20 protein-coding genes and 1 riboswitch are annotated in these 24,843 nt (G+C 66.4%); of the genes, 12 read left to right on the forward strand and 8 right to left on the reverse strand.

The features are described 5' to 3' along the window. Nucleotides 1-211, reverse strand: a 211-nt coding sequence (locus J6525_RS06440; protein ID WP_225642946.1) for a transposase, incomplete at its 3' end; no start/stop codon positions are given. A gap of 304 nt (nt 212-515) precedes the next feature. On the opposite strand from J6525_RS06440, the gene J6525_RS06445 reads away from it, so the two are divergent. Then, on the forward strand, nt 516-1,556 hold the full coding sequence (locus tag J6525_RS06445) for an MBL fold metallo-hydrolase (protein ID WP_076834892.1): 1,041 nt from the start codon (nt 516-518) through the stop codon (nt 1,554-1,556). Nucleotides 1,557-1,728: 172 nt separating this feature from the next. Here the strand turns inward: J6525_RS06445 and J6525_RS06450 are convergent, their stop codons facing one another. The 3 genes from J6525_RS06450 to J6525_RS06460 form a co-directional block, all read right to left on the reverse strand. After that, complete coding sequence (locus tag J6525_RS06450; protein WP_225643242.1) at nt 1,729-2,475, reverse strand: ABC transporter substrate-binding protein; 747 nt, start codon at nt 2,473-2,475, stop codon at nt 1,729-1,731. 269 nt (nt 2,476-2,744) lie between these two features. Continuing rightward, nucleotides 2,745-3,518, reverse strand: a complete 774-nt coding sequence (locus J6525_RS06455; protein ID WP_225642948.1) for an ABC transporter ATP-binding protein — start codon at nt 3,516-3,518, stop codon at nt 2,745-2,747. Then, on the reverse strand, nt 3,515-4,558 hold the full coding sequence (locus tag J6525_RS06460) for a FecCD family ABC transporter permease (protein ID WP_225642950.1): 1,044 nt from the start codon (nt 4,556-4,558) through the stop codon (nt 3,515-3,517). The genes J6525_RS06455 and J6525_RS06460 overlap by 4 nt, the downstream gene beginning before the upstream one ends. A gap of 112 nt (nt 4,559-4,670) precedes the next feature. Beyond that, nucleotides 4,671-4,868: riboswitch (cobalamin riboswitch) on the forward strand. A 109-nt stretch (nt 4,869-4,977) separates the two neighbouring features. Between J6525_RS06460 and J6525_RS06465 the strand changes: the two genes are divergently transcribed. The 3 genes from J6525_RS06465 (at nt 4,978) to J6525_RS06475 (ending at nt 8,746) form a co-directional block, all read left to right on the forward strand. Beyond that, nucleotides 4,978-7,260 carry a TonB-dependent receptor gene (locus J6525_RS06465; RefSeq protein WP_225642952.1) on the forward strand — a complete coding sequence of 761 codons (2,283 nt, stop codon included), beginning with the start codon at nt 4,978-4,980 and terminating at the stop codon, nt 7,258-7,260. A 112-nt stretch (nt 7,261-7,372) separates the two neighbouring features. Further along, on the forward strand, nt 7,373-7,546 hold the full coding sequence (locus tag J6525_RS06470; RefSeq protein ID WP_092078929.1) for a hypothetical protein: 174 nt from the start codon (nt 7,373-7,375) through the stop codon (nt 7,544-7,546). 339 nt (nt 7,547-7,885) lie between these two features. Then, on the forward strand, nt 7,886-8,746 hold the full coding sequence (locus tag J6525_RS06475) for an ABC transporter substrate-binding protein (RefSeq protein ID WP_225643244.1): 861 nt from the start codon (nt 7,886-7,888) through the stop codon (nt 8,744-8,746). An 18-nt stretch (nt 8,747-8,764) separates the two neighbouring features. On the opposite strand, the gene J6525_RS06480 is transcribed toward J6525_RS06475, so the two are convergent. After that, nucleotides 8,765-10,012, reverse strand: coding sequence for an ATP-grasp domain-containing protein (locus J6525_RS06480; RefSeq protein WP_092078935.1), 1,248 nt, complete (start codon nt 10,010-10,012; stop codon nt 8,765-8,767). A gap of 162 nt (nt 10,013-10,174) precedes the next feature. Between J6525_RS06480 and J6525_RS06485 the strand changes: the two genes are divergently transcribed. Then, nucleotides 10,175-11,413 (forward strand): MFS transporter, encoded by a 1,239-nt coding sequence (locus J6525_RS06485; protein ID WP_225642954.1) that lies wholly within the window; start codon nt 10,175-10,177, stop codon nt 11,411-11,413. A gap of 161 nt (nt 11,414-11,574) precedes the next feature. Here the strand turns inward: J6525_RS06485 and J6525_RS06490 are convergent, their stop codons facing one another. Next, the gene (locus J6525_RS06490; protein ID WP_092078941.1) at nt 11,575-12,027 is read right to left on the reverse strand and encodes a MarR family winged helix-turn-helix transcriptional regulator; all 453 of its coding nucleotides are present in this window, start codon (nt 12,025-12,027) and stop codon (nt 11,575-11,577) included. Nucleotides 12,028-12,103: 76 nt separating this feature from the next. Here J6525_RS06490 and J6525_RS06495 point away from each other — a divergent pair, with 76 nt between their 5' ends. Next, nucleotides 12,104-13,924 (forward strand): chloride channel protein, encoded by a 1,821-nt coding sequence (locus J6525_RS06495; RefSeq protein ID WP_225642955.1) that lies wholly within the window; start codon nt 12,104-12,106, stop codon nt 13,922-13,924. A 167-nt stretch (nt 13,925-14,091) separates the two neighbouring features. After that, entirely contained in the window at nt 14,092-15,810 is a 1,719-nt protein-coding gene (locus tag J6525_RS06500; RefSeq protein ID WP_225642957.1) for an N-acyl-D-amino-acid deacylase family protein, read from the forward strand. Nucleotides 15,811-16,041: 231 nt separating this feature from the next. Here J6525_RS06500 and J6525_RS06505 read toward each other — a convergent pair whose 3' ends face one another. Then, nucleotides 16,042-17,370 (reverse strand): MFS transporter, encoded by a 1,329-nt coding sequence (locus J6525_RS06505; RefSeq protein WP_225642959.1) that lies wholly within the window; start codon nt 17,368-17,370, stop codon nt 16,042-16,044. A gap of 223 nt (nt 17,371-17,593) precedes the next feature. Between J6525_RS06505 and J6525_RS06510 the strand changes: the two genes are divergently transcribed. From J6525_RS06510 to J6525_RS06530, 5 genes are all read left to right on the forward strand, one after another. After that, nucleotides 17,594-18,355 (forward strand): class I SAM-dependent methyltransferase, encoded by a 762-nt coding sequence (locus tag J6525_RS06510; RefSeq protein ID WP_225642961.1) that lies wholly within the window; start codon nt 17,594-17,596, stop codon nt 18,353-18,355. 36 nt (nt 18,356-18,391) lie between these two features. After that, complete coding sequence (locus J6525_RS06515; RefSeq protein WP_225162017.1) at nt 18,392-19,045, forward strand: ABC transporter ATP-binding protein; 654 nt, start codon at nt 18,392-18,394, stop codon at nt 19,043-19,045. Next, nucleotides 19,042-21,501, forward strand: coding sequence for an ABC transporter permease (locus J6525_RS06520; protein ID WP_225642964.1), 2,460 nt, complete (start codon nt 19,042-19,044; stop codon nt 21,499-21,501). Before J6525_RS06515 ends, J6525_RS06520 begins: the two co-directional genes overlap by 4 nt. Beyond that, nucleotides 21,491-22,576, forward strand: coding sequence for a lipocalin-like domain-containing protein (locus J6525_RS06525; RefSeq protein ID WP_225642966.1), 1,086 nt, complete (start codon nt 21,491-21,493; stop codon nt 22,574-22,576). The genes J6525_RS06520 and J6525_RS06525 overlap by 11 nt, the downstream gene beginning before the upstream one ends. 270 nt (nt 22,577-22,846) lie before the next feature. Continuing rightward, nucleotides 22,847-23,236: an MAPEG family protein gene (locus J6525_RS06530; protein ID WP_225642968.1), complete on the forward strand. Its 390-nt coding sequence runs from the start codon at nt 22,847-22,849 to the stop codon at nt 23,234-23,236. A gap of 168 nt (nt 23,237-23,404) precedes the next feature. Here the strand turns inward: J6525_RS06530 and J6525_RS06535 are convergent, their stop codons facing one another. Continuing rightward, nucleotides 23,405-24,595 carry an ABC transporter substrate-binding protein gene (locus J6525_RS06535; RefSeq protein WP_225642970.1) on the reverse strand — a complete coding sequence of 397 codons (1,191 nt, stop codon included), beginning with the start codon at nt 24,593-24,595 and terminating at the stop codon, nt 23,405-23,407. Between the last annotated feature and the right edge of the window lie 248 nt (nt 24,596-24,843).

Genomic DNA, 24,843 nt, shown 5'->3' on the forward strand with positions numbered 1-24,843 from the left:
CCTGCGGCAACGCCCGCCACTGGCAGCCGGTCGAAACGATATAGAGGATCGCTTCGATCACACGACGCAGCTCCGTCTTACGCGGCCGGCCGCGCCGGTTCGCTCGCGGCAACAGGCGTCTGATCAGCGCCCACTCCGCATCGGTCATATCGCTTGCATAACGCAGATCGTCCCGCCGATATTGCTCCCGAGTGATCTTGGTCCAGGGCATCGTGCTCTCCCTCGAATCTTTGCAAATCCGATGGAATCACACCCCACTGAGATCACTTACCCATTTTTCAGTCAGGCTCTGAGGAGCCGCGAAGCGGCGTCTCGAAGGATGCACGGCCCCGATGTCTTCACGGGCGCCGTTCCTTTCCTGGAAGATTCGGGGCCGTCCACCCTTCGAGGCTCGCTTCGCGAGCACCTCAGGGTGACGGGACAGGAGTCGCACGGGGATGGATTTGCTTTGAACGGACCCTATCTATGGAATAATATCCTCCATGTGACTCGGCCCGGAGAATAGGTAAGCCGTCATGATCTTTCGCCAGCTCTTCGACAGCGTATCCGGAACCTACAGCTATCTGCTCGCGAGCCGCGCCGGCGGCGAGGCACTGATCCTCGATCCGGTGCTGGAGAAGGCCGATCGCTACTGCAAGCTGCTGCAGGAACTCGACCTCAGGCTGGTCAAGGCCGTCGATACGCACCTGCACGCCGATCACGTCACCGGCCTCGGCGAGCTGCGCGACCGCACGCAGTGCATCACCATCATGGGCGAGCAGAGCAAGGCCGACGTGGTGTCGATGCGCGTCTCCGACGGCGACAAGGTGACGATCGAGGGCCTTTGCCTCGAGGCGTTGTACACGCCCGGCCACACCGACGATTCCTACAGCTACCTGATGGGCGACCGCGTCTTCACCGGCGACACGCTGCTGATCCGCGGCACCGGCCGCACCGATTTCCAGAACGGCAGCGCGCGGGCGCAGTACGATTCGATCTTCAACCGCCTGCTGAAGCTGCCCGAGGAGACCATGGTGTTCCCCGCGCATGACTACAAGGGCGATACCGTCTCCACCATCGGCGAGGAGAAGCGCTACAATCCGCGGCTGCAGGTCAAATCGATCGACGACTATGTCGAGCTGATGAACAACCTCAATTTGCCGAACCCGAAGCTGATGGACGTCGTGGTGCCCGCCAACATGCATGTTGGCCTGCACCAGGATGAACTCGCCAAGGAAGGCCTCTCCCTCAGCGCGCGCGACGCCATCGCGAGCCTCGGCCGGCCCGATATCCTCCTGGTCGATTTGCGCGAGAGCGGCGAGCGGGCCAAGCACGGCACGCTCGCGGGCGCGCTGCACGCGCCCTATCCGGGGATTTGCGCCACCCTGCAGCCCGGCGGCATGCTGCGCGAGGTCGCGGCCGCAACCGGCCGCCGCGTCGTGTTCTTCTGCGCCTTCGGCGAGCGCTCGGCGATGGCGGTGGCCGCCGCGAAGAAGGCGGGACTGGCCAACACCGCGCATATCGATGGCGGCATCGACGCCTGGAAGAAGGCCGGCGGGCCGGTGGTGATGGGATAGTCTCATAACCCTTTAGCCCGCTCGCAAATATCTCACCGTCACCCTGAGGTGCGAGCGAAGCGAGCCTCGAAGGGCGACGGCCACACTCCTTCCGCGAACTCCTGGAAGTATCCGGGCCGTGCATCCTTCGAGACGCGGCTTCGCCGCTCCTCAGGATGACGGGTTTGGAAGGTCACTGCGTCACCCGCTTCAGCTCTTCCGTCAGCTGATCCAGCGCATCCGCCAGCATCACGCCGCCGCACACCGTGAGCCGCTCCGGCAGCACGATGCGCTTGCTTTGCGGATAGAAGCGCTCCAGCGCCGGATGCAGCAGGAAGGCGCGGCCGTCATCCTCGGCGCGGTCGCCGGCTTCCGACACCAGGATGAAATCCGGCCGCAGTTTTACGATCGCCTCCAGCGAAGCAAACCCGCCTGCGCCGACGCCAAGTTCGCCGGCGGCGTTGGAAAGCCCGGTTACGGCCAGCAGCGAGCTGACGAGGCTGCCGTCGCCCGACACAAAGCCGCGCCGCTCCAGCGGCAACACGCGGTAATGATGCGCGCTCGCCGCCGCCCGCGCCCGGGCGGTGGCCGCATCGAGGCGCGCGATCTCGGCCTCCGCGCGATCGGGGTGCTGCACCACATCGCCCATCGCGCGGATCTGGTCCTTCACCTCGTCCAGCGTGCGCGGCACCGTGAATTCGACGAGGTGCAGCCCGTGGGCCTTCAACAGATCACGGGTCGCGCGCTTGTCGAACAGGCTGACCACGACGAGGTCGGGCTTGAGCAGCAACACGTCCTCGGCCTCGCCGGACAAGCGCGGAAAGTTTCGCGCCTTCTCCGCGGCCCAGGATTGCCAGGCATCGCGCGAGAAGCGGCTGAGGCCGATGATCTGGTCCGGGTCGGCCAGCGACAGCACGAGCTGGTCGCTGCAGACATTCATCGAGACGATGCGCGGTCCGGCGGCGAACGCGGCACCGGCGGAAATAAGCCACAGCACTATGGCGACCACCGCTCCAAGATGAAGCGAAGCGAGATGGCTGCCACGCTGACGCTGAGCCCCCTCTCCCGCTTGCGGGGGAGGGTTGGGGTGGGGGTTTCGCCGCGAGCCATATCGTGGAGAGAGCCCCCACCCGCTGCGCTCTTCGAGCGCAGCGACCTCCCCCGCAAGCGGGAGAGGTGAACTGAGCTCGTGGTGAGGCCGTGGCCACATCACACGTCCGCCCATGGCACGATGACGACCTCGCGCTGAAATTCGGCGCGATAGGCGCTGACCCGGAACACGCTGGCGAGGACGCTCTCCGACAATGCCTCGACGGGCGCGCCCTGCGCGGCCAGCCGCCCTTCCGACAGCACCAGCACGTGATCGGCGAAGCGCGCGGCAAGTCCCAGGTCATGCGTCACCACGATCACCAGCACGCCGCTGTCGGCGGCATTGCGCAGCTTCTGCATCACGTCGATCTGGTGGCGCGGATCGAGCGAGGCGGTCGGCTCGTCGGCGAGAATCACCGGCGCCTCCACCGCGAGCACCCGGGCCAGTGCGACGCGGCTGCGCTCGCCGCCGGAGAGTTCGGTGACGCGGCGATCGCTGAATTCAGTGACGTCAACCGCCTGCATGGCGCGCAGCACCGCCTCCATATCCGTCTGCGACAGCCGCGCCGGATCGGTCGCGCCGTGCGGATAGCGGCCGAGCGCGACGATGTCGCGCGCCGGCAGCGGCCAGTGCACCATGTGCCCCTGCGGCAAATAGGCGAAACGCTTCGCGCGCTCGCGCAGCGGCAGCGACGCCAGCGGATCGCCGCCGATCCGGATCTCGCCGCCCGACGGAATCAGCCCGGCCAGTGCACGCAGCAGCGTGGTCTTGCCGGCGCCGTTCGGGCCGACCAGCGCGACCAGATGACCCGACGGCAGCGACAGCGAGACATCGTGCAGCACCTTGCGGCTGCCGAGCGAGGCATTGAGCGCCGCGGCGGAGAGCAGCGTCATGCCACGCCTCCGCCGAGCGCGCGGCGCTCGCGCATGATCAGATAGAGGAAGAACGGCACGCCGATGATCGAGGTCAGCACGCCGACCTTGATGTCCGAGGTTGAAGGAATGATGCGCACCGCGATGTCGGCGGCGAGCAGCAGCGCCGAGCCGGTGAGCGCGCTCGGCACCAAGAGCCGCGCCGGATCGTGACCGATCACGGGACGCATCAGATGCGGCGCGACGAGGCCGATGAAACCGATCGTGCCGGTGACTGCGACCGCGCCGCCGACGCCAAGCGCCACGCCCGTGATCACGAAGAGCCGCAACCGCCCGACGTCGACGCCGAGGCTCTGCGCCGCCTCCTCGCCAAGCGTCAGCGCGCGGAAGGCGCTCGCCTGGCTGAGCAGGATGGCGGCGCCCGCGACGATGAAGGGCAGCGCCAGCGCCACGTGCTGGAAGCTGCGGTCCTCCAGCGAGCCGAGCAGCCAGAACGCGATCTCCAGCACCACGAACGGATTGCTGGAGAGGTTCATCACCAGCGCGGTCGCCGCCCCCGCAAAGCTCGAGATCGCGAGCCCCGCGAGGATCAGGATCAACAGCCCGGCATTGCGGCCGGCGATCGCAAGCAGCGCGAACACCGAGCCGAACGCGGCGATGATCGCCACCGCCGGCAGCGCGTAGGAGCGCACATCGGCGAGGCCCAGCGCGATCACCAGCACCGCGCCGAACGCCGCCGATTGCGGCGCGCCGAACAGCGACGGCGAGGCCAGCGGATTGCGCAGCAGCCCTTGCAGCGCCGCACCGGACAGCCCGAGAATGCCGCCGATCGCAAATGCCAGGATGGTGCGCGGCAGGCGGATCTCGCGCACGATCACCTGCGCCACATCGCTGCCGCCGCCGAACAGCGCCTCGATCACCGCGAGCGGCGACAGCCGCACCGGCCCGATGCCGAGCGAGAGCACGCACAGCAGGACCACGAGCGCGAGCAGCGCCGCGGTGGCGCCCCACCGGCGCCGCGCCGCGACCTCGGCCGCCAAGGCAAAATCCTGCACGCTCATCGGATCCATGCTCTTACAGCGATCGTCGTGGCAGACAAGCGACACTCGACAAAAACCGTGGCCGCACGGCCATTGCCCGACTTCCGCCGGATTGACTTTGCTACCCGGCCGAACCCTAGATGAACATGACGGTTCTTTCATGAGATGAAAAGGGAATGCGGTACGGGGAAACTTCCCCAACGCCGCGGCTGCCCCCGCAACTGTATGCGGTGAATCCTTCGTCACAGGCCACTGGGAATCTCGGTCCTGGGAAGGCGACGAAGGGTAACGACCCGCGAGCCAGGAGACCTGCCGTCAGCCGTGGTCACACGCGATGCTGCCGGTCGGGGAGTACAGGCATGAGCTTCACCTGATGCTGTGAGCACGATGGTGAGACTGGTTCGCGGTGACGTGCCACTGACGTTGCCGAGGCCTTGCTTATGTTCTCCTTCCCTTTCCATCGGCGGCGCCGCGCGCTTCTGCTCGCGTCGACGATGATCGCGCCGGCGACGATGATCGCGCCGGCATTCCTTGTCTCCGCAGCGCTGGCGCAGCAGGCACCCGCTCCCGATCAGCTGCCGGCGATCGAAGTCACCAAGCCGGGCGACCAGAACGTCACGCGCGCCAGGCCGGCCGCTGACGAAGCGCCGGCGCCGCGACGCCCGGCGCCGGGCACCTCGCAAGGCAACAATACAGGCAGCGGAGCCGGATCGGGCACGACAGGGACCGGTGTGGCCACCGGAACGGGCGGCACCGGCGGCCGTCAGTTCGCCGGCATTGTCGGCACCTCCTCGGCCGTGATCACCGCCGACGACATCGCGCATTCGCCGGTGCAGTCGTTGCCCGAGATCCTCGCGCAGGTGCCGGGCGTGCAGCTGCAAACGCCCTATGGCGGACCGAACGGCGCCAAGACGTCGGTCGACCTGCGCGGCTTCGGCGCGTTCGCGACCGACAATACCCTCTTCCTGCTCAACGGCCGCCGCCTCAACGACGTCGACAAGGCCGGCTTCGACCTCACCACGATTCCGCTCGATTCGATCGAGCGCATCGAGATCACGCGCGGCAACAGCGGCGCGGTGCTCTACGGCGACAACGCGGTGGGCGGCGTCGTCAACATCATCACCAAGACCGGCGTCGGCGGCCCGCCGACGACGATGCGGGCCGAGGCCGGAGTTGGCGCGTTCAACACCCGCATGGCCGCGGTCTCCGCGGCACTGAATTCCGGCCCGTGGTCCACCTCGTTCTACGGCAACGGCATCAAGTCGGACGGCTACCGCGTCAACAATGCGCTCGACCAGCGCAACGCTGCCGGCAACATCAACTACACGACGCCGGATCTCATCGCCTTCCTGACCGTCACCGGCAGCGACCAGAAGCTCGGTTTGCCCGGCGGACGGCTGGTCGATCCGTCGATCGGCGTGAATGAGCTGCTCACCGATCGCCGCGGCGCCGCGACGCCCTTCGACTATGCCAACCAGCAGACCGCCAGCGTCACCGCCGGCTTCACCAGGACGCTGATGAACGGCGTCGACCTCATCGTCGACGGCGGCTGGCGGCAGCGCGAGACGCAGAGCGGCTTCTTCGGCACGGTGCCGACCATCAGCTTCGCCTCGACCTACAATGATGCCGCGCTGCAGACCTGGTCGCTGACGCCGCGGCTCAGCGTCAAGAATGTGATGCTGGGCATGCCATCGACGATCCTGACCGGCATCGACTATTACGATTCGACATTCCGCGAGGCGCGCGGCGCCTATCAGGGCGTCGACCCGTTCCACATCTACAATATCGAGCAGCAGAGCGTGGCCGGCTATTGGCAACATACGCTGGGCCTGTTGCCAACGACCGACTTCTCCTACGGCGCGCGCGTCCAGAACACCAGCATCTCGGCGCGCGATCGCCACGACCCGAATGCGCCATTCGCATTCGACACCCAGGCGGCACCGCTCGACAGCAACGAGACGCAATACGCGCTGCATGTCGGCATCGAGCATCGCCTGACCGACACTTTCTCGGTGTTCGGCCGCGCGGCACGCGCATTCCGCACGCCTGATGTCGACGAACGTGTCGCGTCGGGTCCGTCATTCGACCCGCTGACGTTCGCCCCGATCCCGCAGAATTTCCAGCTCAAGACCCAGACCTCGCAGGATGTCGAGGGCGGCTTTCGCGTCAGGACCAACCGCTTCCAGGTCCAGTCCAGCGTCTATCTGATGGATCTCGAGAACGAGATCCATTTCAACCCGGTGCTGTTCTTCAACACCAACCTCGACCCCACCCGCCGCTACGGCTCGGAGACCAGCGCGGCGCTCAAGGTCAGCGACAGCGTCACCCTGCGCGGCGGCATGGCGATCACCCGCGCGGTGTTCCGCGAAGGCATCTGGGCCGGCAACGACGTGCCGCTGGTGTCGCGCTACACCGGCAATCTCGGCGTCACCTGGAATATCTGGCAGAACTATCTGGTGTTCGACGCCACGGTGCGGGCCTGGAGCTCGCGCATCATGGACAACGACCAGGCCAACACCCAGAGCCGGATTCCCGGCAACGCCACCGCCGATATCAAGCTGAGCGGGCAAGTTGACCGCTTCTTCTGGTCGCTGAGCGTGAACAACCTGTTCAACGCGCTCTATTACGACTACGCCATCGCGAGCACGTTCACCGAGGGCCGCTTCTCGGCCTACCCGCTGCCCGGCCGCACCTACATGGTAAAGGCCGGCGCGACGTTTTAGAGCTATCCGGTGGGGCGAGGTATGCCCCCGCCGTACCCTCTCATCACGTTACAAGCGTCCGCAAACTGGAGTAGAATTCCGGCAGCTGATTTGACCCGTGCAGGGGAAACGCATGGCCAAGGCCGGAAAGACGAGCAAGGACGGCGCGAAGACCAAAGACAAGGCCGACGATAAGTCGAAGAAGCCTCCGCCGCCCGCAGCGCTGCAGGACGATGACTATTACGAGGATGGCGACATCGCTACGCCGAAGCTCGACCGCTACGGCAATGATGACGAGCCGTTGTGAGGCCCGGCGAATATCGATCGACAGATCCTGCGCGCAGTCGCGCGCGGCGGCCTCGTAGCTTGCGAGCTACCGAGCCCGGCTCGTCGTCGCCAAGCAGACATTAGGTCGCAGCGAGGTCGTCGGCCGGACCACCCTTCCGGATTGGTTGCCCACCCCCTGAATGCTAGGCTCGCATGGACGCTGGGGTCCTTGCTGGGGGGCGGTGCCATGAGATTTGCGAAGGCAGTGCTCACGGTCTTCTGCATGATCGCGTCGATGTGCGACCCGTCCGATGCGCAATAAGCTCCCAGAAAAGTAGGAATCCTCGTCAACGGCGGCCCGTCGCCGCTCTTCGATTCCATCAAGAAAAATCTTCTGAGCGACTTCGCCGACCGCGGCTATCTCGAAGGACGCGACATCGTCATCGAACCGCGATTTGCCGAATCGAAGCTCGAGCGCCTTCCGGGCCTCGCCTCGGAGTTGGTCGGTGCGAATGTGGATGTCATCCTTGCACTCGGCGGCCCGGCGTCGGTGGCGTCGCAGAAGGCCACGTCGACGATCCCGGTGATCTTTGCGATCGTCACCGATCCGGTCGCGTTGAAGCTTGTCGCCTCGATGGACAAGCCAGGAGGCAATGTCACGGGCCTCACCAACCTTGATCAGCAGCAGGCCAGCGACCAGTTCAAGCTTCTGAAGGAGGCATTCCCCGGGATCACGCGCGTTGCGATTCTCAGTGATCAAACGATCCCCGGCGCGGATGAACGCGGGCTCGCCCCGATTGACCGCGCCAACGAGGCCGCAGCCAAGGCGCTGGGGCTGGAGCCGCAAATCGTGAAGGTCAAGGGTGCGGACGATCTGGAGGCCGCGATTGCCGGGATGGCAAAGGAGCGCGCGGAGGCGCTGCTGGTCCTTGAAGTGCCGGTGCCCTGGAGCAATCGAAAACGAGTCGGTGAACTGGCCATCAAGAACCGCCTGCCGGCAATGTTTCCCGGTGGCCAGGCGGACGCGGGCGGGGTGATTACTTATGGGGCCAACGTCGCCGATACATGGCGCGAGTTTGCGACATTCGCCGATAAGATTTTCAAGGGCGCGAAGCCGGGCGACCTGCCAGTCGGCGTCGTCACCAAGCGAGAGCTGATATTCAATCTCCACGCGGCCCAGGCCGTGGGCGTCGAGATTTCACCGGAGCTCTTGAAGCGCGCAGACAAGATCGTGCGGTGAATTCGCGCTGGAGGGATACTAGCGGAAATCGCCATTCTCGATCGCCTTGATGCTGCCGCGATCGAGCAGATGCGCGCCAAAGCCGCCGCGCGCTAGCGATGAGGCGATCTGCGGTGATGCCAGCAGCAGCACTGTCGTCATCGCAAGCGGCACGGCGCTGAGCCAGTCGAGCCGCACCGGCGTCAGCTCTTCGCTGCTTCCCCGATAGTGCCCTTCGCCCGCGGCGATGCGGCCACATTCCCGGATCAGGTCACGCCGCGTACCATCGCGCGACGCACTGCCGAGCAGCGCCTGCATCGCCAGATGCGTCCGCACCCCGGCGCGCCCCTCGGCGAGCGGCGCCGGCGTCTCGCCGCGCGAGACGCGCAGCAGCAAATCGACCAGATCGACGCCCGACTGAAAGGCGTTCATCGGCTCAACCAGCCGCGGGTTGCAGTCGATCAGCAGCGGCGTCGCGCTGTCGAGCGGCATGATGACGTCGACCGAGAGCGCACCGTGCCAACCAAGATGCGCGCCGATGGTCTCGAGGCCGGCGCGGATCGCCGGCCGGCTCACGCTCTCCTTGATCGCCTCGCCGCCGCCGACACCGGCCGCAATCTGGCGGTACGCATGGAAGCCGACAAGCGTGCCGTGGCAGAACACCGACTGCGCCTTCTCGACCGTGCCGGTGATCAGATCCTGCGCCAGCACCTCGCCGGCAAAATCGTCTGCGGACTCGAGGTCGTAGAGCGCGCGATTGAGATCGCCGGTATCGCGCACGAACCAGACGCCGCGGCTGGCGGTACCGACCGACGTCTTGACCACGGAGGGAAACCGCACCGCCTCGCGCAGCTCCTCGGCCGAGTTCACGATCCGGGTCGGGGGCTGCGGCAGCCCGAGCCGGTCGAGCAGCCGGCTGAAGCCGGCCTTGCTGTGCACGGCGCGATAGCTGGCGAAATCCGGCAGCGCGAGGCCGGTACGTGATGCCAGCCCCGCCGCGGCGCGGGCGAACAGAAATCCCTGTTCATGAGTCGGCAGCAGCACATCGAAACGCCGCGAGGCCAACAGGCGCTCGACGAAGCGCAGGAAGCCGGCCGGATCCGACCGCAGCGGCGGACAATGGTGGTATTTGCGGACAAAGCGGGAGTAGCGCGCCAGGCACCAGCGCGAGGGGTCGCAAACCTCGACGTGATGGCCGGCCAGTCCGAGGATCGTGATCGCCTCGCGGCCGGAGGTGCTGGAGCCCTCCGACACCAGCACGCGGAGCTGCTTTTTGGCGTCGATCATGGCCGATCATCGCCGTGCTGCCGTGCTTTGTCGCCGCATTTAATGCCGCATGTGTCGATCCGGCACGCCCGCGCCGGGGGCAGCCATGCGCCCGCGTTCATGGACAATTAGCGGCCAATCTCTATTTTCGGCGGGCTTTCCGGAATTAGGGTTTTCAGGCACATGGTCGACGTTTTGGCCGCACCGCAGCAAGCGAAAGCCGACAGTGCGCTGCGCACGCTGACGGGGATTTCGGTCGCCCATTGGGTCAGCCATTTCCATATCTTCGTGCTGCCGATGCTGTTCCCGTTCCTGAAGCAGCAGCTCGGCGTCGGCTATGTCGAGCTCGGCCTGGCGCTGACGGTGTTCGCGGTGGTCTCCGGGCTGACCCAGGCGCCGATCGGTTACCTCGCCGACCATATCGGCGCGCGCAAGATCCTGTTGATCGGACTGACCGTCGGCGGTTGCGCGCTGATCGGGCTCGGCCTGCATCTCAGCTATACGTCGCTGATCGTCTGCGCGGTGCTGCTGGGCCTCGCCAACAGCGTCTATCATCCGGCTGACTATGCAATCCTCTCGGCGCATATGGACGAGGCGCGGATGGGCCGCGCCTTCTCGATCCACACCTTCGCCGGATTCCTCGGCGGCGCGGTTGCGCCCGCGATCATGGCGGCACTGGTCGCCTCGATCGGCGGCCTCGGCGCGCTGATCGTCGCCGGTGCGGTCGGTCCGCTGGTGGCGCTGTTCCTGATCGTGCTCGGCATTCCCGATGCCGGCGCCAACAAGAACAAGTCAAAGGACGACGCCCCACCAAAGGCCAGCGTGATCACGCCGGCGCTGATGGTGCTGACAGCCTTCTTCACGCTGCTCAGCCTGTCGACCTCCGGCATCAACAATTTCGGCGTGGTCGCGCTGATGGGCGGCTACGGCGCGTCGTTCTCGACGGCCAATATCGCGCTGACCGCGTTCCTCGGCGCCAGCGCGGCCGGCGTGCTCGCCGGCGGCTACCTCGCCGACTGGACCCACCGCCACAGCCAGGTCGCCGCGGCCTGCTTCGCGGTCAATGCCGCCCTCGTGCTGCTGATTGCGCTGCTCAACCTGCCGCCGGCGGCGCTCACACTGGCGATGGGGCTTGCCGGATTCCTCGGCGGCGTGATCGCGCCGTCCCGCGACATGATGGTGCGCAACGCGGCGCCGCCCGGCGCCGCCGGCCGCGCCTTCGGCATCGTCTCCACCGGCTTCAACTTCGGCGGCATCGTGAGTCCGCTGCTGTTCGGCTGGATCATGGACCAGCACATGCCGCACTGGGTGTTCGGCGCCTCCGTGGTGTTCATGATACTGACCGTGCTGCTTGCTCTGGTCACCGAGCGCAAGCCGCAGGCCTCGGCGTATCAGGCCGAGACGGCCAGCCCGCGCGCCTGAGAAGATGTGATGCTTTACGCCGTCATTGGGAGGAGCGATAGCGACGAAGCAATCCATCTCTCGTACTGCTGAGCCATGGATTGCTTCGCTCCGCTCGCAATGACGTGGATAGAGTTATGCGCCCCGTCATGCTGAGACACGAAGCATTGCGCGACGTGAATTCATTCCGACCGTCGCGACAGCACCTGCTTCAGGAGCGGCTCGATCCGCGACAGCTCATCGAGATGGACCGCCGACAATTCGGCGAGATGATCGGCCGCAAGGCCGGTTAATTTCAGCAGCACCCGCCGCTGGTCGGCGGGATCGAGCACGCGCTCGACCAGTCCGGCCTCGGACAGCCGGTCGACCAGTTCGACCGTGGTGTGGTGACGAAGCCGCAGCCGTTCGGCCAGATCACCGACCGCAACCGGCCCGCCGCCCGGATACCCCCGGATCGCCAGCAATGCCTGATGCTGCCGCGGCGTCAGGCCCGCGGCCTTCGCGGCATCCTGGCTGAACTCCAGAAACCGGCGGATCAGATAGCGAAATTGCGACAGCGTTTCGTAATCGCCCTGGCTGGGAACCCGCTTCTGGTCCTGCCTCGGCGATTTCGACGGTCCTTTCAACGCTGCCATTCGATGGCTCCCGCTTGTAATTATATCGCAATGCGATATGACGCCGCGTCCACTTCACCCGAGCCTTACGCCACCAATGAGCGTCATTTCCACCAAATCGAGCACCTCCGCCACGAACACCGCCCCAAACACCGCCAAAATCGGCGAGAAGGCCAGCCACCTCCTGAGCGACTTCACGACCGATCCGCGCGTCGTGGTGATCTCGGCGATCGCCGTGTTTGTCTCCGCCGCAGGCGTGCTGGCCGGGGCGGGACTGCTGCAGCTGATCAAGCTCGCCACCAACATCGCCTATTTCGGCCAGTTCAGCTTCGCCGACCTGAAATTGCAGGATTCGCCGCTCGGGCTCTGGACCGTGCTGGTTCCGGTCGCGGGCTCGCTGATCATCGGGCTGATGGCACGCTTCGGCAGCGAGAAGATCCGCGGGCACGGCATTCCGGAAGCCATCGAGGCGATCCTGCTCGGACGTTCCCGGCTCGATCCCAAGGTGGCGATCCTGAAGCCCTTGTCGTCGGCGGTGTCGATCGGCACCGGCGGCCCGTTCGGCGCCGAAGGCCCGATCATCATGACGGGCGGCGCGATCGGCTCGCTGATCGCGCAGATGCTCCCGGTCAGCGACAACGAGCGCAAGACCCTGCTGGTGGCGGGCGCCGCCGCCGGCATGACCACCGTGTTCGGAACGCCGATCGCCGCGATCATGCTCGCGGTCGAACTGTTGCTGTTCGAATGGACGCCGCGCAGCTTCATTCCCGTCACCGTCGCCGCCGTGGTGGCGGCGGTCGGGCGCACCTTCCTGCACATGCCCGCACCGCTGTTTCCGTTCACCGGCGGCGTCGACATTTCGGTGCTGCAACTCGGCGCCTGGATGCTGATCGGAATCCTCTCCGGGCTGCTGTCGGGCGTGCTCACCCAGCTGGTTTATGGCTGCGAGGACATCTTCCTCAAGCTGCCGATCCACTGGATGTGGTGGCCGCTGATCGGCGGCCTGGTCGTCGGCCTTGGCGGCTTGATCGAGCCGCAGGCGCTCGGCGTCGGCTATGACAACCTCGCGTCGATGCTAAGCGGCGAAGTGGTGCTGAAGGCCGCGCTGCTGCTGCTCGTGGTGAAAGCCGTGATCTGGTCGGTCGCGCTCGGCTCGGGCACGTCGGGCGGCGTGCTGGCGCCGCTGCTCATCATGGGCGGCGCGATGGGAACGGCGCTGAGCGGCTATCTGCCTGAAGCGAGCCCCGGCTTCTGGGCGCTGCTGGCGATGGCGGCGACGATGGGCGGCACGATGCGCTCGCCGCTGACCGCGACCTTCTTCGCGGTCGAGCTCACCGGCAACACCCACGTACTGCTGCCGCTGATCGCGGCCTGCGGCACCGCGCACGGCGTCACCGTGCTTTTGATGCGGCGCTCGATCCTGACCGAGAAGGTGGCGCGGCGCGGCCATCATCTGGTGCGCGAGTACCGCGTCGATCCGTTCGCGCTGACGCGCGTGCGCGACGTCATGACCAAGGCGGTCGAGACCGTCGCCGACACCATGACGCTGCACGGCGCGGCCGCCTTCCTGACCAACCCGAAGACCGGTCACCCCAGCTTTCCCGTCGTCGACGCCAACCATCGCGTGCTCGGCGTGATCGACCCGCCGTCCGTGCTGCGCTGGCGCCGCGCCGGCAAGCATCGCACCGCGACGCTCAAGCAGCTGCTGGCCGGCAGCAAGATCACCGTCGCCTATCCCGACGAATATCTCGACCGGCTCGCCGACCGCCTGATGCAGGTCAACGTCTCGCATCTGCCTGTGATCTCGCGCGAGGATCAGCGCCTCGTCGGCTATATCGGCTGGAAGGACCTGATGCGCGTCCGCGCCAGGCTGCAGGCCGAAGAGACCCAGAAGACAGCGTTCTTCGGCGCGCGCTAGGTTCGCGGCGATTTGCCCGGCGGAACAAATTTCCGCCGGGCGGCAACGCTCGATCCCAGCTGGCAAATCAGCATCAGCGCATCCCAGAGCTTCATCGGCGCTGGTTGACAGCATCGGGGGCTGACCCATGATGCCGTCAACCAAAAACAGCCTCGGGATGAAATGCCATGACCTCGACCCCAGACCTCGTGATCCGCGGCGGCACCATCGCCGACGGCAAGGGCGGCGACCTCCATGAAGCCGATGTCGCGATCACAGGCGGCAAGATCACCGACGTCGGCAAGGTCTCGGCAAAGGGCAAGGAAGAGATCGACGCTCGCGGCAAACTGGTGGCGCCCGGCTTCGTCGACGTCCACACCCATTACGACGGCCAGGTGACCTGGAGCCATGACATCACGCCGTCGTCGCAGAACGGCGTCACCACGGCGATCATGGGCAATTGCGGCGTCGGCTTCGCGCCGTGCCGGCCGAGCGACCACGTCAGGCTGATCCAGCTGATGGAAGGCGTCGAAGACATTCCGGAGCCGGTGCTCTCCGCCGGCATTCCCTGGGCGTGGGAGAGCTTCCCCGACTACATGGAGTGGCTGTCGAAGCGCAATTTCGACATGGATATCGGCGCGCAGCTGCCGCATGCCGCGCTGCGGGTCTATGTGATGGGCGAGCGCGGCGCGCGCCGCGATCCGGCAACGGCCGAGGACAACAAGGCGATGGCGGCGCTCGCCGGCGACGCAGTGCGGGCGGGCGCGCTGGGTTTCTCGACCTCGCGCACGCTCAATCACCGCACCTCGACCGGCGACTACACGCCGACGCTGAAAGCCGGCGAAGATGAACTGACCGCGATCGCCGGCGCGATGCACGGCGTCGGCCGCAGCGTGCTGCAATTCGTGCTCGACCAGAGCACCGTGCACGAGGACCTGCCGATGATGCTGCGGGTCGCGGAGAACACAAGGTGCCCGATCTCGTTCTCCGTCGCCCAGGCCGACAAGGCGCCGCGGCGCTGGCGGCAGACCATGGACACCATCAATGAAGCCGCCGCCCGCGGCCTGTCGATCACGACCCAGATCGCGGCGCGGCCGGTCGGGCTGCTGCTCGGGCTCGAATTGTCGCGCAACCCGTTCCAGACCCATCCGAGCTATCGCGAGATCGCCAAATTGCCGCTGGCCGAGCGGCTCGCGCATCTGCGCCGACCCGAGGTGCGCGCGGCGATCCTGAGCGAGAGCGCGACGGCGACCGACGATCCGCTGTTCTTCCGGCCGAACTACGACAAGATGTATCTCTTGGGTAATCCGCCGAACTATGAGCAGCCGCCGGAAAACGCGCTCGGGCCGCAGGCGCGCCGCCAGGGCCGGCAGCCGGAAGAGCTCGCCTATGACGCGATGCTGACCGACGAGGGTCGCGGCATGCTCTATGTGCCGTTCCTGAATTACGCCGACGGCAACCTCGACGCCGTGCATGAGATGCTGCGCGAGCCCAGTGCCGTGCCCGGCCTGTCCGACGGCGGCGCGCATTGCGGCATCATCTGCGATGCCAGCTTCCCGACCTATCTCTTGACGCACTGGACGCGCGACCGCAGCCGCGGCGAGAAGCTCTCTATCCCGTTCGTGGTCGCGGCGCAGTCGCGCAAGACCGCGCTGTCGGTCGGTCTGTATGATCGCGGCGTGATCGCTCCTGGCTTCAAGGCCGACGTCAACGTGATCGATTACGACCGGCTGCATTTGCACCCTCCGAAGGTGCATTACGACCTGCCGGTCGGCGGCCGCCGCCTCCTGCAGCAGGTCGACGGCTATGACGCCACCATCGTGTCGGGCATCGTGACCCAGCGCGAGGGCAAGGCCACCGGCGCACGCCCGGGCAGACTGGTGCGCGGCGCGCAGGGGATGAATTGAGAGGTTGAACTAAGACAAGACAGTCACGGCAACTCCCCGCCTCTCCCCTTGTGGGAGAGGCCGGATTTCGCGCGTCAGCGGGAAATCCGGGTGAGGGGTCTGCCTCCGCGAACTCCGTCCCTCGAGAGACCGCAACCCCTCACCCGGATCGCATTGCGCTCCGCCGCCTGCGATCCGGCCTCTCCCACAAGGGGAGAGGCGAAGTGGAGCGAGTTGCCAGAGGTGCGCCCCTTACGTCGGCGACATCGCGCCTTTGATCGTGCCTGCCGGCTGCGACGTGCCGGTCAGGCGTGCCCGCTCGGTGTTCGGCCACAGCAGCAGCAATCCGAGCAGGCCGGAGCCGGCCATGATCGCGGCGTTGATAGTGAAGCCGGACATGTAGCCGGCCATCGGCGTGGCCGCGTGCTGGATCACATTGCCCATCACCATCGGCGCCAGGATGCCCGAGATCGTGTAGAGCGCGCCGTAGATCGCGATGATCGCGCCGCGCTGCGACACCGGCGTGAACTCGCCGAGCATCGGCGGGCACACCACATAGATCGAGCCGCACAGGCCGGAGCCGATCACCAGCAGCGCGATCATGATCCCGCCGGGCGGCGCATAGGGCAGCATCGCAAGAATGGCGCCGCCGACGATCAGCGGCACCGAGCCGAGCACGCCGCGCGCGCCGCGGGTGGTGAAGCCGCGCGTCAGCATCAGCTGCGAGATCCAGCCGGTCAGCAGCACGATCGTCGCGCCGAAGATCCAGGGCAGGATCGAGACGAAGCCGGCCTGGTGCTGCGAGAAGCCGAGCCCCTCGATGATGAAGGACGTGAACCAGGTGAGCCCGAGCGACAGCGCCCAATAGGCGCCGAAGGTTGCCACCACGCAGCCGATGAAGGTGCGCGAGGTCAAAAGCTTCCAATACGGAATCCGGGGCTCGTCGGCCGTCACGGCAGACGTCGACACCAGCGGCCCTTCCTTGCCGAGCGCGAACCAGGCGACGGCCCAGATCAGGCCGACGATGCCGAGCGCGCCGAAGGCGTGATGCCAGCTGTGATTGACGATGATCCAGTTCAGCGCAGGCACCGCGAGGATCACGCCGAACGCGGAGCCCTGCGACAGGATCGCGGTCGGCAGCGTGCGCTTCTCGTCCGGAAACCATTTGTAGATCGCGTGCGCGGCGACCGAGAACGCCGGCCCCTCGCCGGCGCCGAGGATGATGCGGCAGATCACCAGCGTCGTGAAGCTGACGGTGCCGACCATCGGAAATTGCGCCAGCGACCAGATCACCGCCAGGATCAGCAGCACCCAGCGGGTGGCGACGCGGTTGACGATGAAGCCGACCACGATCGCCGAGATCGAGAACAAGAGGAAGAATGACGAGCCGAGATCGCCGAACTGCTCCTGGGTGAGGCCCATTTCCTTCTTGATCGGCACGCCGGCGAGCCCGACCACGATCTTGTCGGCAAAGTTCACCACCATGAACAGGAATAGAAGGAAGGTGATTTGCCAGGCGCCCTTCGGCGTCCCCTTTGACAGCCCCTCTGACGTCCTCTCGGGCGTCGCTTGCGTCGTCATGTCCGGCTCCCCGTCGTTTCGTTTTTGGCTTCGTAAATCGGCCCCGTCCGGCGATGCTAGCCACGCCTCGCCGTGCAACGCAACACCGCATTTCCTCGGGGTTGTGCGCCCCGGAGCGCTTCTAACGGCCCGATCACGATCGCGTCGGTCGCGCCAGTGGAGCGGTGAACTGTCATGTCCCGACTGCTATGTTCAGGGCCAACGAAAAGCCCGGGGTTATTTCATGAACAGATTGATCCTATGTGCCGCCACCTGCGCAGCACTTGTATCCGTCGCGCTGCTTGCCGCGCCTCAAGTTCGCGCGGAAGACGCCGCCAATCCCGACTACGCCGCGATCGTCGCCGCACCCGATCGCAGCGATGCGGATCGTCAGGTCGACCAGCGCCGGCAGCCGGCCAAGATGCTCGCCTTTGCCGGCGTCAAGCCCGGTATGACGATCCTCGACATGGCGGCGAGCGCAGGTTACAGCACCGAACTATTGGCGCGCACCGTCGCCCCGTCGGGCAAGGTCTACGCACAGGATTCCGCGACCGTGCTCGAGCGCTTCGTCAAGGACAAGTTCGACACCCGCGCCAAGGCGCCGGCGATGAAGAACGTCGTCCATGTGGTGCGCGACTATGACGACCCGATCCCGCCCGAGCTCAAGAACCTCGACATGATCACCTTCTTCTTTTTCTATCACGACATCACCTATCTGCCGGTCGACCGCGCCGCGATGAACAAGAAGATGTTCGCCGCGCTCAAGCCGGGCGGCTTCCTCGTGATCGCGGATCACTCGGCCAAGACGGGCGAAGGCACGGGTGTCGCCAAGACGCTGCACCGGATCGAGGAGAGCACCTTGAAGCAGGAGATCGAGGCGGCCGGCTTCAAGCTGGTGGCCGAGGGCGATTTCCTGCATCATGCCGAGGACCCCAAGGACATTCCCGTCTTCAAGGCACCGGTGCCGATCGACGAGTTCGTCCTGAAATACCAGAAGCCGCAATGAGGCACGGCCATCGCTTCATCTGACCAGACCGCCGCAGTGCTTCGCGTCACCGGACTGACCAAGAGTTACCGCTCTGCCGGCGAAGACGTCGCTGTGCTGCGCGGCGTCGACCTTGCCGTTGCGACCGGCGAGAGCGTGGCGCTATCAGGCGAATCCGGCAGCGGCAAGAGCACGCTGCTGCATCTGATCGCGGGGCTCGATGCCGCCGACAGCGGCGAGATCGCCCTCGCCGACACCGTCGTCTCCGACCTCAACGACGCTGGCCGCGCCGAATTACGCCGCGACCGGCTCGGCCTCGTCTTCCAGCAATTCAATTTGATCCCGAGCCTGACGGTCGCGGACAATCTCGTGTTTCAGTCGCGCATCGCCGGCCGGCATGACGCCGCCTGGCACGACGAACTGGTCGAGCGCCTCGGCCTGAGAAGCCTGCTCAGGCGCTATCCCGAGCAATTGTCCGGCGGTCAGCAGCAGCGCGTCGCGATCGGCCGCGCGCTGGCGCCAAAGCCGCTGTTGCTGCTCGCCGACGAGCCGACCGGCAATCTCGACGAGGACACCGCCGACGAGGTGCTGGCACTGGCACGCGATCTGGTGACCCGCACCGGCTGCGGCTTCCTGATGGTCACACACAGCGCGCGGCTTGCGGCGACGCTCGACCGCCAGGTCACCCTGCATGCCGGGATCGTCGCATGAGGCGCGCGCTGTGGATCCTTGCGGTGCTGCTCAGCCACTGGCGGCGGCATCCGATGCAGCTCGCAACGCTCTTGATCGGACTGATCTCGGCCACCGCGCTGTGGAGCGGCGTGCAGGCGCTGAACCAGCAGGCCCGCATCGCCTATGACCGCGCCGCCGCGACCTTCGGTGGCGCGCGCACGGCAATGCTGGTCGCCAAGGACAGCGCGACCTTCCCGCAACAACTGTTCGTCGATCTGCGCCGTGCCGGCTGGCCGGTGTCGCCGATGCTGGAGGGCCGGGTCCAAATCGACGGGCGCAGCTTCCGCCTGCTCGGCGTCGAGCCGGTAACGCTGCCGTCCGAGGTCGGCAACGCGCCGGCGGTCGGACGCGGCAGCCTGCAGTCCTTCGTCACGCCGCCGGGCGAAATGCTGGTGGCGGGCGAAACGCTACGCGATCTCGGCCTCAAGGAAGGCGAGCGGCCGCAGGCCAACGGCACGAGCTTGCCGCCGCTGCGCGTGCAGGCCGAGCTCGCGCCCGGCGCGCTGATCGTCGATGTCGGCATCGCGCAGGACATCTTGAAGATGCCTGGCCAGGTCTCGCGCCTGCTGGTCGGCACGTCCAAAGCGCCGCACACAGCGCTGGAAAGCGTGGCGGGTGACAAGCTCCGCCTGGTCGAGCCGAGCGCGGAGAGCGACCTCGAACGCCTCACCGACAGCTTTCATCTCAACCTCACCGCGTTCGGCCTGCTGTCGTTCTTCGTCGGCCTGTTCATCGTCAACTCCGCGATCGGCCTAGCCTTCGAGCAGCGGCTGCCGATGCTGCGCACGCTGCGCGCCTGCGGCGTCTCGGCGCGAATGCTCAACACCGTGCTGGTGATCGAGCTGGTGTCGCTGGCGCTGGTCGCCGGCCTCATCGGCCTCGTCTGCGGCTACTTCATTGCGGCTGCCTTGCTGCCGGATGTCGCGGCCTCGCTGCGCGGGCTCTATGGCGCGCAGATTCCCGGACAGCTTTCGCTTAAACCCGCCTGGTGGTTCGCCGGCATCGCTATCAGCATTCTTGGCGCGCTCGCCGCGGCGGCTGCGAGCCTTGCCAAGGCGATCCGGATGCCGGTGCTGGCGACGGCGCAGCCGCAGGCCTGGCAGCAGGCGCAGCGGCGCTGGCTGCTGCTCCAGAGCGCGGCGGCACTCGCGGTGTTTGCGGTCGCCGCGGGCCTGATCTGGTTCGGCGATTCCCTGATCGCGGGCTTCGCCGTGCTCGCCGCGCTGATGCTCGGCGCGGCGCTGATCCTGCCGATGGTCCTGCAGATTGCGCTGGCCTTCGGGCAGCGCAGCGCGCGGGCGCCGGTCGGCATCTGGTTCTGGGCCGACAGCCGCCAGCAATTGTCGGGACTGTCGCTGGCGCTGATGGCGCTGCTGCTTGCGCTCGCGGTCAATGTCGGCGTCGGCACCATGGTGGAAAGTTTCAACCGCACCTTCCTGGTCTGGCTCGACGGAAGGCTCGCCGCCGACGTTTACATCAGCGCCGCCAGCGATCAGCAGGCAAAGGAGATCAAGGCCTGGCTGCGCGATCGGCCCGAGGTTCAGGCCATCCTGCCCGGCGGCCGCGCCGACACCCAGCTCGACGGCGCGCCGATCGAGGTGCTCGGCCTGCCCGACCACGCCACCTATCGCGACAGCTGGCCGTTGCTCGAAAGCGTCGCAAATGCGTGGGTTCGGCTGCGGCCCGGCGACACCTGCCTCGTCAGCGAGCAGCTGTCGCGGCGGATGAAGCTGGCGATCGGCGATCATATCGAGGTACCCGCCCCCGGCGGCAACTGGCCGCTCGAGATCGTCGGCATCTATGCCGATTACGGCAACCCCAAGGGCCAGATCGCGGTCAACTTCGCCGCGCTGACCCGGCGCTTCCCGCAGACACCAATGACACGGATGGGCCTCCGCGTGGCACCGGACAAGATCGCACCGCTGATCACCGCGCTACAGGAGAAATTCGGTCTCGATGATCGCAACATCGCCGACCAGGCCAGGATGAAAACGGAATCGAAGCGGGTCTTCAACCGCACCTTCTCGGTGACCGCCGCGCTCAACGCCTTCACGCTCGGCGTCGCCGGCATTGCGCTTTTGACCAGCCTGCTCACGCTGGCCAATTCGCGGCTGCCGCAGCTGGCGCCGCTGTGGGCGATCGGCCTGACCCGGCGGCGGCTCGCCGCACTCGAACTGTTGAAGACTATGGCGGTCGCGCTGATCACCGCGCTGTTCGCGCTGCCGCTCGGCCTGCTGGTGGCGTGGTGCCTGCTTGCGATCGTCAACGTCAAGGCGTTCGGCTGGCGGCTGCCGTTCCACGTTTTCCCGCTGCAGCTGATCGAGTTGCTCGCGGTGGCGCTGGCCGCCGCATTCTGTGCCGCGGCGCTTCCGGTCGCGAGGCTGGCGCGCATGCAGCCCGCCAGCCTGATCAGGATCTTTGTCAATGAGCGCTAGCGGCACCATCACCCGTCGCGCCTTTGCCGGCGGTGCGCTGGGGCTGGCGCTCGGCGGCAAGACGCTCGCGCAGGGCTTCGCCGGGCTCGGCGAGACGGCGGAAGGATTTGCCGCCGTCACGCCGGGCAAGCCATTCACGTTCCCCGCGGACCACGGTCCACATCCGGAATTCCGGATCGAGTGGTGGTACGTGACCGCCAACCTGTCCGACACGAGCGGCGCGGCCTATGGCGCGCAATGGACGCTGTTCCGCCAGGCGATGAAAGCGGGCGGACCGGCCGAGGGCTGGGCCAATCAGCAGCTCTGGATGGGCCACGCCGCCGTGACCAGCGCCGGCACGCACCGCTTCAGCGAGACCTTTGCCCGCGGCGGCGTCGGGCAGGCCGCTGTCGAAGCCACGCCGTTCCGCGCCTGGATCGACGCCTGGGAGCTGCGCGGGCGCGATGCGTTCGATGCGCAGCGCGTCGCGCCGCTCGAGCTCAAGGCCTCCGCCGCCGACTTCAGCACCGCGCTGCGGCTCGAGGCCGGCCGCGCGCTGGTGCTGCAGGGCGACCACGGCTACAGCCGCAAGTCGGATCGCGGGCAGGCCTCCTATTACTACAGCCAGCCGTTCTACAAGGCGTCCGGCCGCATCGTGATCGACGACAGACCGGTCGACGTCACGGGCTCGGCGTGGATGGATCGCGAATGGAGCAGCCAGCCATTGGCGGCCGACCAGACCGGCTGGGACTGGTTCTCGCTGCATCTGCCCGGCGACGAGAAGCTGATGCTGTACCGGCTGCGCCAGAAGGACGGCCGCGAAAGCCTGTTCGGCAACTGGATCACGCCGGACGGCCGCTCGGCCGAGATCGCCGCCAGCGGCAACAGCATCGCGCCGCTCGCGACCACCGAGATCGACGGCCGCAAGCTGCCGACGTCATGGCGCGTCAGCCTGCCCGCACGCGGCCTTGCCATCGAGACCACGCCGCTCAATGCACGGAGCTGGATGGGAACCAGCTTCCCCTATTGGGAAGGCCCGATCCGCTTTGCAGGCAGCCACGCCGGAATCGGCTATCTTGAGATGACGGGGTACTAGCAAGATGAGTTTGGGCTGAATCACAGTGACGGCGGCAAACTCGCTGCACCTCTCCCGCTTGCGGGGGAGGTCGGATCGCATCGGCAGATGCGAGCCGGGTGGGGGCTCTCTCCACGATACGATTCGCGGAGAGAACCCCCACCCTGGCCCTCCCCCGCAAGCGGGAGAGGGAACGCAGTTCCGATGCCGCGAATAACGGCCACGCATGTCACACCGGGCTTCGCTGTCCCGTCATGACATCGGGGCCAATGGAAAGAGGACACGCCTGACATGTACCACTACACCGCCATCGTCACCTGCCTTGCGGTCGCGCTGCACTTCTTCTTCGCGCTGCAGGTCGCCCGCGCCCGCGCGGTCTACGGGGTCAAGCTGCCGGCGATCACGGGCAATCCGGATTTCGAGCGCATCTACCGCATCCAGATGAACACGCTGGAATGGATGCCGATCTTCCTGCCGTCGCTCTGGCTGTTCGCGGTCTATATCGGCGATGCCGCCGCGGCGGCGGTCGGCGCGATCTGGGTGATCGGCCGCATCGTCTATTTCATCGGTTATCGCGAAGCGGTGGCAAAACGCAGCCCCGGCTTCGCCATCCAGGCGCTGGCCTGCGTCATCCTTTGGCTTGGCGCAATCGGCGGCGCGATGTGGCGGCTGGCGCATTGAAGGCGCGGTCGCGCCATAACCACTACCGTCGTCCTGGCGAAAGCCAGGACCCATAACCACAGAGCGTGGTTATGGGCAATCTGATGGCCACAGCGTGGTGCAACAACATCCAATCGGGGTAATGGGTCCTGGCTTTCGCCAGGACGACACCACCCGTGGATATTCGCCTCACTTGGTCAGCGGGCAGCCGCTTTCCTTGGCGGTGAAGAAGGCCTTGTCGCCGGGCACCACGGCGATCTGCTTGTAATAGTCCCACGGCTTCTTCGACTCCGAGGGCTTCTTGACCTCGAACAGATAGAGGTCGTGCACCATGCGGCCGTTCGCGAGCACCTTGCCCTTGGCGAAGGCGTCATCGACCGGCAGATCCTTCAGCTTGGCGGCGACCGCCTCGCTGTCCTTGGTGCCGGCGGCCTTCACCGCCTTCAAATAGCTCAGCGTCGCCGAATAGGTGCCGGCATGGATCATGCTCGGCATCCGGCTGGTGCGCTTGAAGAAGCGCTCGCTGAAGGCGCGCGAGGCGTCGTCGTGGTCCCAGTAGAAGCCCTCGGTGAGCACGAGACCTTGCGCCGCCTCGAGCCCGAGACCGTGCACCTCCGACAGCGTCATCAACAGGCCGGCAAGCTTCTGGCCGCCGCGCACGATGCCGAACTCGGCCGCCTGCTTGATCGAGTTGGTGGTGTCGAGTCCGGCGTTGGCGAGCCCGATGATCTTGGCCTTCGAGCTCTGCGCCTGCAGCAGGAAGGACGAGAAGTCCGACGAATTGAGCGGCACGCGGACCGAGCCGACCACCTTGCCGCCCTTTGAGGTGACGATGTCGCTGGTGTCCTTCTCCAGCGCGTAGCCGAAGGCGTAGTCGGCGGTCAGGAAGAACCAGGTGTTGCCGCCGGCTTCCGTCAGCGCACCGCCGGTTCCGACCGCGAGTGCGCGGGTGTCATAGGCCCAGTGGAAGCTGTAGGGCGTGCAGGCATCGCCGGTGATACGGGAGGTCGCCGCGCCGACCACGATGTCGATCTTCTTCTTTTCCTTCGACAGCTCCTGCACCGCGAGCGCGACCGACGACGTCGTGAGCTCGGTGATCATGTCGACGTTCTCGACCTCGTACCAGCGCCGCGCGATCGCGGTCGCAAGGTCCGGCTTGTTCTGATGGTCGGCGGTAACGATCTCGATCTTCTGTCCCAGCACCTCGCCGCCGAAATCCTCGACCGCCATCCGCGCGGCTTCGAGCGAATATTTGCCGCCGTAGTCGGCATAGACGCCGGACTGATCGTTCAGGATGCCGATCTTGACGCCCTGGGCCATCGCCGGCGCCGCAAGCATCAGGCTGCAGGCCGCGACCGCGGCCAAAAATCCGGACTTCATTCTATGCTCTCCCAGCAGTTTCTATCAGGAAAATCGGCGCGACATTATTTTATAACCCCACGCCTGCCCATCTCTTTCCGCTCAGCCAAAAGTATGGGCTCGCGTCGACAGCACTTGCTAACTTCCCGTCACCCTGAGGAGCGCGGAACGCGCGTCTCGAAGGGTCGACGGCCCGGCCGGTGGCCGTGCGTCCTTCGAGACGCCTGCTTCGCAGGCTCCTCAGGATGACGGGGAAGGACTTGCTGCTG

It is taken from the genome of Bradyrhizobium australafricanum (assembly GCF_020329495.1).
GTDB lineage: Bacteria > Pseudomonadota > Alphaproteobacteria > Rhizobiales > Xanthobacteraceae > Bradyrhizobium > Bradyrhizobium australafricanum.

What these genes read in the sequence shown, in the direction of transcription:
- J6525_RS06520 (WP_225642964.1), top strand. Translation starts at nt 19,042, where the DNA reads ATGAGGCGCGCGCTGTGGATCCTTGCGGTGCTGCTCAGCCACTGGCGG.
- J6525_RS06460 (WP_225642950.1), bottom strand. Translation starts at nt 4,558, where the DNA reads ATGAGCGTGCAGGATTTTGCCTTGGCGGCCGAGGTCGCGGCGCGGCGC.
- J6525_RS06465 (WP_225642952.1), top strand. Translation starts at nt 4,978, where the DNA reads ATGTTCTCCTTCCCTTTCCATCGGCGGCGCCGCGCGCTTCTGCTCGCG.
- J6525_RS06505 (WP_225642959.1), bottom strand. Translation starts at nt 17,370, where the DNA reads ATGACGACGCAAGCGACGCCCGAGAGGACGTCAGAGGGGCTGTCAAAG.
- J6525_RS06480 (WP_092078935.1), bottom strand. Translation starts at nt 10,012, where the DNA reads ATGATCGACGCCAAAAAGCAGCTCCGCGTGCTGGTGTCGGAGGGCTCC.
- J6525_RS06535 (WP_225642970.1), bottom strand. Translation starts at nt 24,595, where the DNA reads ATGAAGTCCGGATTTTTGGCCGCGGTCGCGGCCTGCAGCCTGATGCTT.
- J6525_RS06485 (WP_225642954.1), top strand. Translation starts at nt 10,175, where the DNA reads ATGGTCGACGTTTTGGCCGCACCGCAGCAAGCGAAAGCCGACAGTGCG.
- J6525_RS06530 (WP_225642968.1), top strand. Translation starts at nt 22,847, where the DNA reads ATGTACCACTACACCGCCATCGTCACCTGCCTTGCGGTCGCGCTGCAC.
- J6525_RS06525 (WP_225642966.1), top strand. Translation starts at nt 21,491, where the DNA reads ATGAGCGCTAGCGGCACCATCACCCGTCGCGCCTTTGCCGGCGGTGCG.
- J6525_RS06470 (WP_092078929.1), top strand. Translation starts at nt 7,373, where the DNA reads ATGGCCAAGGCCGGAAAGACGAGCAAGGACGGCGCGAAGACCAAAGAC.
- J6525_RS06490 (WP_092078941.1), bottom strand. Translation starts at nt 12,027, where the DNA reads ATGGCAGCGTTGAAAGGACCGTCGAAATCGCCGAGGCAGGACCAGAAG.
- J6525_RS06455 (WP_225642948.1), bottom strand. Translation starts at nt 3,518, where the DNA reads ATGACGCTGCTCTCCGCCGCGGCGCTCAATGCCTCGCTCGGCAGCCGC.
- J6525_RS06450 (WP_225643242.1), bottom strand. Translation starts at nt 2,475, where the DNA reads ATGAATGTCTGCAGCGACCAGCTCGTGCTGTCGCTGGCCGACCCGGAC.
- J6525_RS06495 (WP_225642955.1), top strand. Translation starts at nt 12,104, where the DNA reads ATGAGCGTCATTTCCACCAAATCGAGCACCTCCGCCACGAACACCGCC.
- J6525_RS06445 (WP_076834892.1), top strand. Translation starts at nt 516, where the DNA reads ATGATCTTTCGCCAGCTCTTCGACAGCGTATCCGGAACCTACAGCTAT.
- J6525_RS06500 (WP_225642957.1), top strand. Translation starts at nt 14,092, where the DNA reads ATGACCTCGACCCCAGACCTCGTGATCCGCGGCGGCACCATCGCCGAC.
- J6525_RS06510 (WP_225642961.1), top strand. Translation starts at nt 17,594, where the DNA reads ATGAACAGATTGATCCTATGTGCCGCCACCTGCGCAGCACTTGTATCC.